The following is a 13,764-nucleotide window of genomic DNA, read 5'->3' on the forward strand; positions in this document are numbered from 1 at the left end:
TCCTGCCGACGTCGGAAGGTGAGGCTCGACCCCCTCGGTGTCGAGCCGTCCTGACGACGGACTGCAGCCGGAGGGACGGCTGTCAAGGTCGACGAATCAGAAAGCAACTGTACATTCATGATTGTACAGTTGTGGTACGGTAACGGCCTGCCCAGCTTCGGAGCTGCGGGCGGTCAGATGCACTGCCGGTGCGGGATCCGAGGCTGAAAACCTCCAGCGACTTCATTCCTCAGAAGCCTGGAGGTTTCTTCATGTCCAGAATCGCGGACAAGCCGAACGCCCGCTGGTGGGCGCTCGCCGTTCTCGCCATGACCCAGCTCGTCGTCGTCCTCGACACGATGATCGTCACCATCGCCCTGCCTCAGGCCCAAGTGGATCTCGGGATGAGTGACAGCCTGCGCCAGTGGGTCGTCACCGCCTACGCCCTCGCCTTCGGAGCACTTCTCCTTCTGGGCGGTCGGATCGCCGATTACTGGGGCCGCAAGCGCACCTTCATGGTCGGAATGATCGGCTTCGGAGCGGCCTCGCTCTGGGCCGGACTGGCTCAGAGCGGTATGGAGCTCGTCATCGCCCGCGGTGTCCAGGGCGCCTTCGCGGCACTGCTCGCCCCCGCCGCACTCGCCATGCTCACCGTGACGTTCGCCCACGGCAAGGAGCGCAATCTCGCCTTCGCCGTCTTCGGCACGGTCGCCGGATCCGGAGCCGCAATCGGCCTGATCCTGGGCGGCGTGCTCACCGAATTCACCGACTGGCGCTGGTGCCTCTTCGTCAACCTCATCTTCGTCGCCTTCGGCCTCGTCGGCGGGGCTCTCGTGCTCCGCGAGAGCAAGGCGGAAGGAGACAACCGCTACGACGTCTGGGGAACCGTCGCCGTGACCCTGGGACTGGGCGCGATCGTCTACGGGTTCACCCGAGCCGAGCACGGATGGGGCGCGATCGACACCGTCGCCTTCCTCGCACTCGGCATCGTCCTGCTGACCGTCTTCGTGCTCATCGAACGCACGGTCGACCAGCCGTTGCTGCCCCTGCGCGTCATCCTGCGTCGTGTGCGAGGCGGCGCGATCCTCATCCAGGCCGCCAATGGCGCCGTGATGATCGGGGCCATCCTCTATCTCGCGTTCTACTTCCAGATCGTGCTCGGAATGGGACCGCTGATGGCAGGACTCGCGAACCTCGCCATGACCGTCGCGATCATGGCGTTCTCGCCCGTCACCACGAAGATCCTCAACACGTTCGGCCCCCGACCCCTGATGATCGTCGGGCCGCTCGTCTCGGCAGCAGGGCTCTTCCTGCTCCTCGGCATCACCCCGGACGGGAACTACTTCCTCCAGGTCCTGCCCGCCCTGGTCGTGCTCGGAATCGGACTCTCCATGCTCTTCGTGCCCGTCCAGAACCTCGCCCTTCTCGGGGTCGAGAACGAGGACGCCGGAGTGGCCTCCGCCGTCGTCAACTCCGTCTTCCACATCGGCGGGTCCATCGGTCTCGCGGTGTTCACCGTGTTCTACGCGAGCACCGCGGACTCCGCCATCGCGTCCGGAACGGCCGAGCTCACCGCATTCACCGACGGCTACAAGGCCGTGTTCCTGGCCGCAGCAGTGACCATGGTCGCCGCCTCTCTCACCGGATTCCTCCTCATCCGAGGGAAGAAGGAAGACCTGAACCCCGCCTGGGACGAGGCGGAGGCCGCCCTCGTCCACTGAGACGATGCCGAAGGGGCGGGCCGGTTCGTGCAGCAGCGGCAGACCGGCTCGCCTCTTCCCGTCCGACTCACGACACCCCGTACGTCGCCGACCGACGACCTCCCCTCGATGGGGAGTCGTTCGTGGATCGCAACGGTCCGGTCGTCCGACGCGGCCGCGTCATCCGGTGGGTCTTCTCCCGCGATGCCGGCTGCACCGCCGAGATCATCGAGGGTCGCGACCCGGTCGCCCGGCACATCACCGCAGACCGGAACGACGACGCCCGGCCGCCCTCAGGTGAGAGGCGGCCGGGCGTCGTCGGTCGGAGGACCCGGTCAGGTCAGCCGCAGCGGAGCGCCGGGTAGGCGGCGCTCACGGGAGCGGAGGCGCTGCCGACGGTGGCGACCCCCTGGACGGTGCCGGCGGCGACCGAGGCGGCCCGCGTGGTCACGGCCAGCGAGGCGGTCCGGCCCGCATCGATCTGCTGCGTCTTCGCGCCCCACAGGGTGTTCCAGCGGAGGTCGGCGGTCGACGCGGCCTTGTTGACAGTGGTCAGCGTGACCACCACCTTGCCCGCGACGCAGCGAGCCGCTGCAGTGGCGGTGACGGCCACAGCCGGCGCCTTCACGGTGATCGTCGCCGTGACGGTGCGGTTGGCCGAGGCCACCTCCTGCTCCTTCGAGAGCGAGAGGTCGAGCCGGCCGCTCGCGCGGATGTTCACGCCCTTGAACCAGGTGTTGCGGTCCGAATCGAACAGGCCGCCCGCGTTCTGCGGATCGGTCGCCGTGTGCGGGTCCGGGTAGGGGCGGGCGTGGTAGGCGAGGAGCAGGTTGCCCGACTCGTCCTCGACGAACGAGTTGTGCCCGGTGCCGGCCTGCTGGCGCGAGAAGTACTGCGTCTCGTCCGCGCCGAGGCGGCCCAGGTAGGTGTCCTCGGTGTCCAGCACCGGGAACGCGGTCTGCGTCCACGTCGCGGGGTTGAGGAGGTCGGCACTCGCGTCGGCCGTGAGCAGGCCGAGCGAGTAGTACTTGTCGACCGTTCCGCCCGAGTAGGTGAGGTACATGCGTCCTCCCTTGGACACGATGAACGGCGCCTCGACGACGCCCTGGTCGTTGCCCTCGGTGGTGTCGGACGGGGTCGGCGAGCGCTTGCCCGACTCCCACGGCTGGCTCTCGCCGTAGATGCGGGTGACCGCACCGGTCACCAGCGGGACGGTGCCCTTGGGCCCCATCGTCGCCTTGGCGAGGGAGAGCGTGTTGCCGTTGGGCAGGACCCAGTAGCCCTGGGTGGCGCCGTTCTCCTGGCGGTCGATGTAGCTGACGTCGAAGGCCGCGCCCTCGAGGACGACCGGCTCGCCCCACTTCGTCTGGTCGAGGAATCCGCCCTCGGCGATCGAGGCGTCGGTCCCGGTGTAGGGGATCAGGACGGTGTTGTCGCACCAGCCGCCCACAGGCGCGTAGCCCTTGTTCATGCCGGCGACGATCCACCAGGTGCCGTTGATCTTGTGGAACTCCTGCGCCCAGATGTATCCGCCCCAGCCGTAGAAGGTGTTCGGGTACTGGCTCTGGCGACCGGGCGTGCCGGCGTCGGGGTCGATCACGATCTGCTCGGGAGCGGAGTCGAGACCGGCGATGGTCTTCGAGCGCTTGAGGCCGATCTTGCGGTAGCTGGAGCTCTCCTCGATCGGGCCGAGCGAGTCCTGACCGTAGTGCGAGCCCGTGAGGTAGTAGTAGCCGTCGTCCTCGTTGAAGAAGACGTGCGGATCCGCGCGGGCCTCGTTGACCATCGCCTCGGGGTCCTGCTGGACGGAGCCGGTGACCCGGTAGGTCCCGGGACGCGAGGTGTCGACGGCGGTGGTCAGATCGTCCTGCCAGTCGACGTTGAGCGACTTGGTCGAGCCGTCGTTGTACTCCATCACGGCCTGCCCCGGGAGCGCTGCGGCGATCGCAGCGGATCCGGCGCCGGAGTCGACGGAGCCGCTGAGCGACTTCACACCGGTGTTCTTCAGGTCGACGTACTCGCGGTAGAACGTGCTGAACTCGGTCGAGGTCAGCGCCGTCTCGCCGGCCTGGCCCTGGGTGAACCCGGCGGGGAGACCCGAGCCCTGGACACCGGGGACGCGGGCGTCGGCGCGGGTGGTCGCTCCGGGAGCGGTGCCGGAGGCGAGGTCCGTGAACAGCGTCACGCGGCCCTCGGTGGTGAGCAGATCGGTCCAGAACAGCTTGTAGACGCCGAGGGCGGAGTCGAAGACGATCCGCGGGTCGGTCACGACCGAGCCCGGCGCGACCCGGAGGACGCGCTGGTCGCGGAACGTGCGGCCGTCGGCGGAGCTCCAGAGGTAGACGGAGTCCGTGGCGTTGTTCTGCGACGAGACCGCGCCGAGCGAGCCGTCCTTCGAGCGGAACAGCAGCGGCGAGCCCATCTGGGCGTTCGGGCGCTGCGCCTGATCGCCGTCCTTGAGGACGGAGAGGATCGACTGCGAGCGGTTCAGCGGCTCCCAGGTGGTCGCGCCGGCGGGCAGTGCGGCCGTGAAGAGCGAGTCCGCGCGGCGGTCGTCGTTGTACGCCAGCGGGTCGTCCTTCACTCCGTTCGTCGTGGTGACGGTCTTGACGGAGGTGGCGATGCGCCCGCCGGGCACGGCGAGGGTGCTGTCCCACGCGTAGGTCTGCCCGGCGACGGCTGCCTGGAGGCGGACGGCGACGGGAGCGGTGAGGCCCGAGAGGTTCACGGCGCCGGTGGAGGAGACGCGCGCGGCGCCGGCGCCGGAGGCGGTCCACGTCACGGTGTTCCCGAGGACCTGCGCGGGCAGGTCGCCGAGCACGGTCGTGGGGACGTCGAGGGCGGCGCGCAAGTCGGTCGCCACGGTGCTGCTCGTCGCGCCCAGCTCGGCCCCGGTCAGGGCGCGGTCGTAGACGCGCAGATTGTCGAGGAGTCCGGTGAAGTACTCCCCGCCGCCCCAGTTGGCCTTGCCGATCTGCAGGACTCCGCCGGTCGATCCGAGGACCGTCGCGAGCGAGGGGCCGGCCGTCGTGACGGCGACGGGCTTCGCATCGACGTAGAGGCGGGCGGTGCCGGCGCTCAGCACGAGATCGACGTGCTTCCACTCCGTGCTGCTCGGGCCGGTGAGGTTGCCCGAGGAGTCGCGGGCGCCGCTGTTGGCGTACCGCTCGACGGTGATGCCGTTCGTCCTGTCGAGGACGCCGACGTACTTCTCCTGGGCGTAGTCCTGGGTCGCGGCCGAGCGAGCGGCGAAGACCGACCAGCCGACGTTGTCCGCGGCGGCGGGCTTCGAGTCGTACGACAGAGTGACGGAGTCGCGACCCTTCAGCAGCGGCTGCCCGTCGGTCGCAGTGAGGTCGAGCCAGAACGAGGACGACAGCGAGACGGCGCTGCCCTGCCCGGTGCGGCCGGCGACGAGGGTCGGCGTGCCCTTCACGGCGGCGCGGGTCGACCGGTCGGTGAAGGCGCCTCCGCTCGGGGCGGTGTCGAAGGTGAAGTCCGCGAGCAGGCTCTGCGCGGGAGTGGTCGCCGCTGTCGCGGCGACGGCGACCGGCACGGCGGCGCCGGCGGCGAGGGCGATCGTCGCGGATGCGGCGAGGGTGGCGGCGAGCAGGCGCGAGGGCCTGCCTCCGCCCGGGGGTCGTGACGTCATCGTCGACGTGTCCTCTCGGGTTCTGCAGCGAACCGGTGGGCGGACGGGGGATCCCGCCTGCGGTGTGGTCATCGCACGGTACCGGCGATTGTTCACGGTAACAAGGGAGCACGACCATCGGTTGCGAAACTCCCACACCCGTCGGACATCCGGGCGAGCAGAACGCCGAAGCGGGAGGGCCGGCAGCCTCTGCGCCGGCCCCGCCCGGTCAGTGCCCGCGCGCGATCCACTCCTCGCGGTGCGGCGCCTCCGCCCCGATCGTCGTCGAGTCGCCGTGGCCGGTCCGGACCACCGTCTCGGCGGGCAGCGTCAGCAGGCGCTCCGTGATCGAGTCGATGATCGTCGGGAAGTCGCTGTACGAGCGGCCGGTGGCCCCCGGCCCGCCCTGGAAGAGGGTGTCGCCGGTGAACACCGTGCCGAGCGCCTCGGCGACGAAGCAGACGGCGCCGGGGGTGTGGCCCGGGGTGTGCCGCACCTCGAGCTCGACGCCGGCGACGGGCACGATCCGCCCGTCGACCAGACCGCCGCTCGGGGCCGTGCCGGGGTGCACGGCGTCCCACAGCATCCGGTCGGCCTCGTGGAGCAGCATCGGAGCGCCGGTCGCAGCGCGGACTCCCTCGACCGCGTCGAGGTGGTCGTCGTGCCCGTGGGTCAGCAGTACGGCGAGGAGCCGGCGCTCGCCGACGGCCGCGAGGATCGCGTCCGCGTCGTGGGCCGCGTCGATGACGACGCACTCGGAGTCGTCGCCGACGATCCAGACGTTGTTGTCGACGTCCCAGGTGCCGCCGTCGAGGCTGAAGGTGCCGCTCGTGACGAGCTGCTCGATCCGCGCGCCCATCAGAGCACCACCACCGAGCGGAGCACGTCGCCGCCGGCCATCGTGGCGAAGGCCTCCTCGATGTCCTCGATCCCGATCCGCTCGCTCACGAACTCGTCCAGGGGAAGTCGGCCCTGGAGGTAGAGGCCGGTCAGCATCGGGAAGTCCCTCTCCGGCAGGCAGTCGCCGTACCAGCTCGACTTCAGCGAGCCGCCGCGGCCGAAGACGTCGAGCAGGGGGATCTCGAGCGTCATCTCGGGAGTCGGCACCCCGACCAGCACCACGGTCCCGGCGAGGTCGCGGGCGTAGAACGCCTGGCGCCAGGTCTCGGGGCGGCCCACGGCGTCGATGACGACGTCCGCTCCGAAGCCGTTCGTCAGAGCCTGCACCGCCGCGACGACGCCCGCCTCGTCGAGGCCGCTGGAGTCGATGACGTGCGTGGCGCCGAGCATCTCGGCCGCGACCAGCTTCTTGGGGTCCCGGTCGATCGCGATGACCGTGCCGGCGCCCGCGAGAGCGGCGCCGACCACGGCGGCCGTGCCGACTCCTCCGCAGCCGATGACCGCGACGGAGTCGCCGCGCGTCACGTTCCCGGTGTTCATCGCCGCGCCGAGGCCGGCCATGATCCCGCAGCCGAGCAGGCCCACCGCGGCGGGGTCCGCCTCCGGATCGACCTTCGTGCACTGCTTCGCGTGCACGAGGGTCTTCTCGGCGAAGGCGCCGATCCCGAGGGCGGGGCTGAGCTCGGTGCCGTCCTCCAGGGTCATCCGCTGCGTCGCGTTGAAGGTGTCGAAGCAGTACCAGGGCTCGGCCCGGGTGCAGGCCCGGCACTCGCCGCAGACCGCGCGCCAGTTGAGGACCACGAAGTCGCCGACCGCGACATGGGTGACTCCCTCTCCGATCGCGCTGACCCGTCCGGCCGCCTCGTGACCGAGGAGGAAGGGGAAGTCGTCGCTGATCCCGCCCTCGCGGTAGTGGAAGTCGGTGTGGCAGACACCGCAGGTCTCGATGTCGACCACGGCCTCGCCCGGGCCCGGGTCGGGGACGACGATGTCGACGAGCTCCACGGGAGCGCCCTTCGACCGGGCGATGACGCCGCGCACAGTGGTGGGCATGGGGGCTCCTTCGACGGGGGCGTGCAGGTCCGATCCACAGTAACGACCGCGGGAGGCGGGTGCGCCGGGTGGACGCGGGCGCTCCCGCCCACTCCGGGGCCGGGCCGCCCGCCTCGCGGACCGCGACCCTGACAGTCGGTAGGGTGCGGGCCATGCGCACTCTGTACCCCGAGATCGAGCCCCACGACTCCGGCATGCTCGACGTCGGCGACGGCCACTCGCTCTACTGGGAGGTCTCGGGCAACCCCGAGGGCAAGCCCGTCGTGTTCCTGCACGGCGGCCCCGGGGCCGGCACCTCGCCCGCCCACCGGCGGCTGTTCGACCCCGAGAAGTACCGCATCGTGCTGTTCGACCAGCGCATGTGCGGCCGCTCGACCCCGCACGCCGGCGAGCCGGAGGCCGACCTCTCGACCAACACCACCTGGTACCTCGTCGCCGACATCGAGCGCCTCCGCGAGCACCTCGGCGTCGAGCGCTGGCTCGTGCTCGGCGGCTCCTGGGGCTCGACCCTCGCCCTCGCCTACGCCGAGACCCACCCCGAGCGGGTCAGCGAGATCGTCCTCCGCGGGATCTTCACCCTCCGCCGCGCCGAGCTCGAGTGGTTCTACGAGGGCGGCGCCGCCGCGGTCTACCCGGACCTCTGGGAGGGCTACACCTCCGTCGTCCCGGCCGGCGAGCGGGGCAGCCTCATCGAGGCGTACTACCGCCTGCTCCACGACGCGGACCCCGCCGTGCACGGCCCCGCCGGTGTCGCCTGGACCACCTGGGAGGCGTCGACCATCACCCTCCTGCAGAAGCCGGAGCTGATCGCGGACTGGTCCGATCCCGTCTTCGCGCTCGCCTTCGCCCGCATCGAGAACCACTTCTTCGTGCACAGGGGCTGGCTGGAGGAGGGGCAGCTGATCCGCGACGCCGGCGTCCTCCGCGACATCCCGGCCGTCATCGTGCAGGGCCGCTACGACATGTGCACCCCGGCCTTCACCGCCTGGGACCTGCACCGGGCCTGGCCCGAGGCCGACTTCCGGATGATCGCCGACGCGGGCCACGCCTTCGACGAGCCGGGGATCCTCGACGCGCTGATCGAGGCGACGGACCGCTTCGCGTCCTGACGCGCGGGGCGGTCCGCGCCTCGCGGCCGGGATGCCCGGGCGCCCGTGCCTGAGCGTCCCGCGCCCGGTGCCGTCGTGCCCCGGGAGCGGGTCTACCCTGATCAGATGCGCGCGGACGACGCCTCCGGTATGGAGGACTGGCCCACCGGCCGGCTGCTCTCCACCGCCTCCCGGATGGTCGAGCACGCCTGGCACGGCGCTCTCGCCGAGATCGGCCTCACCCACGCCGGCCTGATCGTGCTGCACCTCCTGCAGGCGGGTCCCGTCGCGCAGAAGGAGCTGGCCGCCGCGGCCCACGTCGAGGTGCAGACCATGTCGCGCACCATCGAGCGCCTCGAGCGCGAGGGCCACGTCTCGCGCACCACGGATCCGTCGGACCGCCGCCGGCAGCTCGTCGCGCTCACCGACGCGGGCGGCGAGGCCTGGCGCCGGGCGCACCGCCTCGAGGTCGACATGTTCCCGGGCTCGCTCGAGCACGGCCCCCTGCGCGAGGCGCTGCTCGAGATCATCCGCTCGGCCAGCGAGTCGCGCTGGGGCTGACCGCAAGCCCGAGCGGAGCCCGTCCGCGGAGCGCTAGCTTCGTCGGCATGACCTTCAACGACGACTCCCAGCTCAGCGGCGGCAAGGTCCGCCGTCGCGGCCGCACCACCGGCATCGCCGTCGGCGGGGGCGCGGTGGGCGTGGTCGTGCTCGCGCTGCTCTCGCAGCTGCTCGGCGTGAACCTCTCGGGCCTCGGCGAGGTGTTCGGCGGAGGCGGGTCCTCGCCGGAGGGCGTCACCTCCACCGCGGTGGCCTGCGACAGCGGCGCCGACGCGAACACGCAGGTCGACTGCCGCCTCGAGGGTGCGGCCGAGTCGCTCGACCGCTACTGGGGCGAGCAGACGCCGACCCTCGGAGTCGCCTACACGACCCCGACCGGCGTCGACCTGTTCGAGGACAGCACCACCACCGGCTGCGGGAGCGCGACCGCCGCGGTCGGCCCGTTCTACTGCCCGCCGGACCGGACGATCTACCTCGACACCGACTTCTTCGACGAGCTGCGCACCCGGTTCGACACCTCGGGCGGATCGCTCGCGCAGATGTACATCCTCGCCCACGAGTGGGGCCACCACATCCAGAACCTGACCGGCGCGATGGAGTCGGCGGACCGCTCCGGCACCGGTCCCGAGTCGGACTCGGTGCCCCTCGAGCTGCAGGCCGACTGCTTCGCCGGAGCCTGGGTGGGCGACGCCTCGACGGTGCCCGACGAGACCGGCACGCCCTACCTCAAGCCGGTGACGGCGCAGGAGTACCAGGACGCGCTCGGCGCCGCGGCAGCCGTCGGCGACGACCGCATCCAGGAGCAGGCCACCGGCACCGTCGATCCGGAGGGGTGGACGCACGGCTCGGCCGAGCAGCGCCAGCGCTGGTTCCAGGCCGGCTTCGAGGGCGACGCCACCAGCTGCGACACCTTCGCGGCCGCGCAGCTCTGACCGGGCGCCGCTGAGGGCTCCTCGCCGCTGCCTGCGGACTCCCGCGGGTCAGGACACGGAGTCGGCCGGCTCCTCCATGTACCACTCGGTGAACGAGCGCGCCCGCCCGTCGGGGGCGAAGCGGATGACCCAGAGGTTCAGGTAGGTGCGGTCGCCCGGGTAGACGGTGCGCGCCTCCACCACGGCGGTCTCCTCCGTCAGCGCGACCAGGCCCCACGCGAACGTCGGGTCGGCGGGCTCCTCCTCCGCCCGCCACCACTCGACGATCGCGTCGCGCGGAGTGATCGCGTCGCGGTGCGGCGCCGTGAAGTACTCGGCGTCCTCGGTGAACAGTGCGGCCACGTCTGCCGCGTCGTCCGTGGCCCAGGCCTTCTCGTAGCCGGCGATCCAGCTCTCGATGTCGATCATCCGCCCATCCTCGTCCTGCCCGACGCGCGCGGGAAGGAGGAGGAGGGAACAAAGCGGCGGCCCGCGATGTTGAGCCCCGAGCCGGTCGAAAGCAGAGCCGAGCGATACGATCCCGCCGACGACGGCCCGCCCGCCGCCGCGGTCCGGGTGCGCGTCCGCCGCCGACACGAAGGACAGCCGTGCCCGACTCCGACAGACGCTCCCTGACCCGCTCGCCGGACCCGCGCCTCATCACCGCCGTCCTCGCCTTCGCGGGGATGAGCGCCTCCTTCATGCAGACGCTGGTCGTCCCGATCCAGTCCGAGCTGCCGACGCTGCTCGGCGCCGACCGCACCGAGACCGCGTGGGTGATCACCGCGACGCTGCTGAGCGCCTGCATCCTCACCCCGGTCTCCGGCCGCCTCGGCGACCTCTACGGCAAGCGGCGGATGGCCGTGGCCGCGCTGGTCGTGCTCGTGATCGGCTCGATCGTCTGCGCCTTCGCGGGCGACGTGTGGACGCTGGTCGTGGGCCGGGCCCTCCAGGGCGCGGTGATGGGCGTCATCCCGCTCGGCATCTCGATCCTCCGCGACACCCTCCACCGCGACCGGCTCCCCGGCGCGATCGCCCTGGTCAGCGCGACCCTCGGCATCGGCGGCGCGCTCGGCCTGCCGCTCAGCGCCCTCATCGCGCAGAACACCGACTGGCACGTCCTGTTCTGGATGTCCGCAGGCCTCGGCGTCCTCGACATCGTCCTCGTCCTCCTGGTCGTGCCGGTGTCGACGCTGCGCTCGGCCGGCACCTTCGACGTGGTCGGCACGATCGGCCTCGCCCTCGGACTGAGCGGCGTGCTGATCGCCGTCTCGCGCGGCAACGACTCCGGCTGGACGAGCCCCGCGATCCTCGGCTCCGGCCTCGGCGGCATCGCCGTCCTGCTCCTCTGGGGCTGGTACGAGCTGCGGCAGGAGAGCCCGCTCGTCGACCTCCGGGTGGCCGCCCGCCCCGCCGTCCTCTTCACCAACCTCGCCTCGGTGGCGGTCGGCTTCGCGTTCTTCGGCGCCCAGATCACGCTGCCGCAGCGCCTCGAGCTGCCGACCGCGTCCGGCGTCGGCTTCGGCCTGAGCCTGATCGTGGCGAGCCTCGTGCTCGCGCCCTCGGGCCTGGCGATGATGGCGACGTCCCCGCTCGCCGCCCGCCTCTCGGCGCAGTCCGGGCCGCGGCTCGTGCTGATCGCCGGCTCCGGGCTGATCGCGGTCTCGTACCTGCTGATCCTCCCGTTCGGCGGCGAGGTGTGGCAGATCCTGGTGATCAACGCCCTCATCGGCGTCGGGCTGGGCCTCGCCTACGCCGCGATGCCGACGCTCATCATGCACGCCGTCCCCGCCTCGGAGACCGCCGCCGCGAACGGGCTGAACTCGCTGATGCGCACCCTCGGCACGACGCTCTCCTCCGCCGTGACCGCGGGCGTGCTCGCGCAGCTGACCGTGTCCGTCGGCGACGTGCAGCTGCCGAGCTCGCAGGGCTTCGAGACCACGTTCGTGATCGGCGCGATCGGAGCGCTGGTCGCCGTCGCCCTCGGCCTGCTCATCCCGCGGGCGCCCCGCCCGGAGGCGCGACCCGCTCTGCCCTGACCGGACCGCGCGTCGTCGGCCGCGACTGCTCCTCGCCGAGGACCTGATCGCGGCCGGCGTCGCGCGTCCGCTACTCGTCCTCGAGCAGCATCCGCTCGATCTGCAGCTCGCGCAGCCTCGTCGAGGTCTGCAGGTTCTCGCGCGCGGCGAGCACCAGGCGGCACAGCAGCACCAGCAGGACGATCGCGAGCACCGCGACCGCCGTCACGACGACTCCGTACAGCGCGGTCAGGACTCCCCAGGTCTGGATCATCCCTCGACGCTACGGAGCCGCGCCCGCCCTCGCGTCCCCAGCTCGGCGGAGAGCGCGGGGCGGGGCGGGCAGCCGGTGCAGGGGCAGTGGACGCGCAGAGCCCGGCCCGCGAGGGCTCAGCCCGCGAACGCCCCACGGTACGCCCGCGCCGGGTGCGTCGCCGGCAGCTCGTCCGTCCCGAACAGCTTGCGGCGCAGCGTCCCCTCGGCGTACTCGGTCTGCGCGAGGCCCCGCTCCTGGAGCACCGGCATCACCCGGTCGACGAACTCCTCGTAGCTGCCGGGCAGGATCCAGTTGACGACATTGATCCCGTCGATCCCCGCGTCGCGCCAGCCCGCTAGGTGGTCGGCGATCTGCTCGGGAGTGCCGACGACCCGTCCGCGCAGCTTCGCCGAGAGCCGGGCCAGGTCGCGGACGGTCGGCTCGCGGTCGGGGGAGGCGTCCCGGATCCACTGCAGGTGGCTCTGGCCGGCGTAGGTCTCGATCGCCGAGAGCGGCAGGTCGGGGTCGAGCTTCTCGCCCGTCGCCGGGTCGAAGCCGAGGTTCGAGTGCACGAGGAAGGCGTCGGAGGAGAGGTACTCGTCGATCTCGCGCTCAGCGCGGCGCGCCTCCTCCTCCGTGTCGCCGGTGATGAAGGAGAGCCCCAGGTAGAAGGAGGGCGCACCCGCTCCGCGACCGGCCGCCGCGGCGAGGGCCCGCGTGTCCTCGATCAGCTCGCGGGTCTTCTCCGGCGACCCCGAGAACACGAACTGCGCCTCCGCGTTCCGCGCGGCGAAGCGCCGACCCGCGGGGGAGGAGCCGGCCTGGAAGAGCACGGGCGTGCGCTGGGGCGACGGAGCCGAGAGGTGCGGCCCCTGCACGCGGTAGCGCTTCCCGACGTGGTCGATGCGGTGGATGCGCGCCGGGTCGGCGAAGGAGCCGCTCTTGTCGCGCAGGAGCGCACCGTCGTCCCACGAGCCCTCCCACAGCTTGTAGACCACGTCGAGGTACTCCTGCGCCCAGGCGTAGCGCTCGTCGTGCTCCTCGAGCCGGTCGTAGCCGAAGTTGCGGGCCGCGCCGTCGAGGGCGCTGGTGACGATGTTCCAGGCGATCCGCCCCTTCGAGAGGTGGTCGAGGGTCGAGACCTTCCGGGCGAAGTCGAACGGATGCGACTGCAGCACCGAGCTCGTGAACGCGAAGCCGAGGTGCTCGGTGCTCACCGCCAGGGCCGAGAGCAGCACGGACGGGTCGTTGCTGGGCAGCTGCAGCCCCTCGCGGGCGTTGACGTCCCAGTCGCCGTCCGCCGGACCGTAGAGCCCCGCCACGTCGGCGAAGAACATCGCGTCGAAGCGGCCGCGCTCCAGCGTCCGGGCGAGGTCGATCCAGAGCTGCACGTCGTCGAACTCGTGCTGCCGGGCGTCGGGGTGGCGCCAGAGGCCGTGCTGGATGTGGGAGGCGGTGTTCATGACGAACGCGCAGAAGCGCAGCGGGCGGGGCTCGGTGATCACGCTCCCAGGCTAGGCCGGGCGCCTCCCACCGGTCTCGAACGACTCCGCGCGTAGGGTGTCCGACTGTGGAATCCCGCATCCCCGAACCCGCGCACGCCGTCCCTCCGCTGACGGATGCCGTCGCCGAAGCGCTCGACGCCACCACCGTCGCCGAGATCCGCG

General features: G+C 71.6%; 11 protein-coding genes. 5 read left to right on the forward strand and 6 right to left on the reverse strand.

Translation table 11 applies throughout. From position 1 onward, the window contains the following. Positions 1–251 precede the first annotated feature (251 nt). Entirely contained in the window at positions 252–1,700 is a 1,449-nt protein-coding gene (locus C5C69_RS09250; protein ID WP_104234319.1) for an MFS transporter, read from the forward strand. A 319-nt stretch (positions 1,701–2,019) separates the two neighbouring features. On the opposite strand, the gene C5C69_RS09255 is transcribed toward C5C69_RS09250, so the two are convergent. From C5C69_RS09255 to C5C69_RS09265, 3 genes are all read right to left on the reverse strand, one after another. Beyond that, positions 2,020–5,331, reverse strand: a complete 3,312-nt coding sequence (locus C5C69_RS09255; RefSeq protein ID WP_181067862.1) for a family 43 glycosylhydrolase — start codon at positions 5,329–5,331, stop codon at positions 2,020–2,022. Between the two features lie 208 nt (positions 5,332–5,539). Beyond that, positions 5,540–6,169 (reverse strand): MBL fold metallo-hydrolase, encoded by a 630-nt coding sequence (locus C5C69_RS09260; protein WP_104234316.1) that lies wholly within the window; start codon positions 6,167–6,169, stop codon positions 5,540–5,542. Beyond that, a complete protein-coding gene (locus C5C69_RS09265) occupies positions 6,169–7,263 on the reverse strand; it encodes an S-(hydroxymethyl)mycothiol dehydrogenase (RefSeq protein ID WP_104234315.1) in 1,095 nt (364 codons plus the stop codon). Before C5C69_RS09265 ends, C5C69_RS09260 begins: the two co-directional genes overlap by 1 nt. 152 nt (positions 7,264–7,415) lie before the next feature. On the opposite strand from C5C69_RS09265, the gene pip reads away from it, so the two are divergent. From pip to C5C69_RS09280, 3 genes are all read left to right on the forward strand, one after another. Continuing rightward, a complete protein-coding gene (gene pip, locus C5C69_RS09270) occupies positions 7,416–8,372 on the forward strand; it encodes a prolyl aminopeptidase (RefSeq protein ID WP_104226020.1) in 957 nt (318 codons plus the stop codon). 105 nt (positions 8,373–8,477) lie between these two features. Continuing rightward, positions 8,478–8,912, forward strand: a complete 435-nt coding sequence (locus C5C69_RS09275; RefSeq protein WP_104224399.1) for a MarR family winged helix-turn-helix transcriptional regulator — start codon at positions 8,478–8,480, stop codon at positions 8,910–8,912. A gap of 47 nt (positions 8,913–8,959) precedes the next feature. After that, a complete protein-coding gene (locus C5C69_RS09280) occupies positions 8,960–9,844 on the forward strand; it encodes a neutral zinc metallopeptidase (RefSeq protein ID WP_104257810.1) in 885 nt (294 codons plus the stop codon). A 48-nt stretch (positions 9,845–9,892) separates the two neighbouring features. Here C5C69_RS09280 and C5C69_RS09285 read toward each other — a convergent pair whose 3' ends face one another. Beyond that, positions 9,893–10,252 (reverse strand): nuclear transport factor 2 family protein, encoded by a 360-nt coding sequence (locus tag C5C69_RS09285; RefSeq protein ID WP_104234314.1) that lies wholly within the window; start codon positions 10,250–10,252, stop codon positions 9,893–9,895. Positions 10,253–10,431: 179 nt separating this feature from the next. Here C5C69_RS09285 and C5C69_RS09290 point away from each other — a divergent pair, with 179 nt between their 5' ends. Next, complete coding sequence (locus C5C69_RS09290; RefSeq protein ID WP_258059764.1) at positions 10,432–11,862, forward strand: MFS transporter; 1,431 nt, start codon at positions 10,432–10,434, stop codon at positions 11,860–11,862. Between the two features lie 70 nt (positions 11,863–11,932). Here C5C69_RS09290 and C5C69_RS09295 read toward each other — a convergent pair whose 3' ends face one another. Both C5C69_RS09295 and C5C69_RS09300 read right to left on the reverse strand, forming a co-directional pair. Next, entirely contained in the window at positions 11,933–12,115 is a 183-nt protein-coding gene (locus tag C5C69_RS09295; RefSeq protein ID WP_104234313.1) for a hypothetical protein, read from the reverse strand. Positions 12,116–12,231: 116 nt separating this feature from the next. After that, the gene (locus C5C69_RS09300) at positions 12,232–13,560 is read right to left on the reverse strand and encodes an NtaA/DmoA family FMN-dependent monooxygenase (protein ID WP_374953130.1); all 1,329 of its coding nucleotides are present in this window, start codon (positions 13,558–13,560) and stop codon (positions 12,232–12,234) included. Between the last annotated feature and the right edge of the window lie 204 nt (positions 13,561–13,764).

It is taken from the genome of Rathayibacter sp. AY1C7, assembly GCF_002931865.1.
Classification (GTDB): Bacteria; Actinomycetota; Actinomycetes; order Actinomycetales; family Microbacteriaceae; genus Rathayibacter.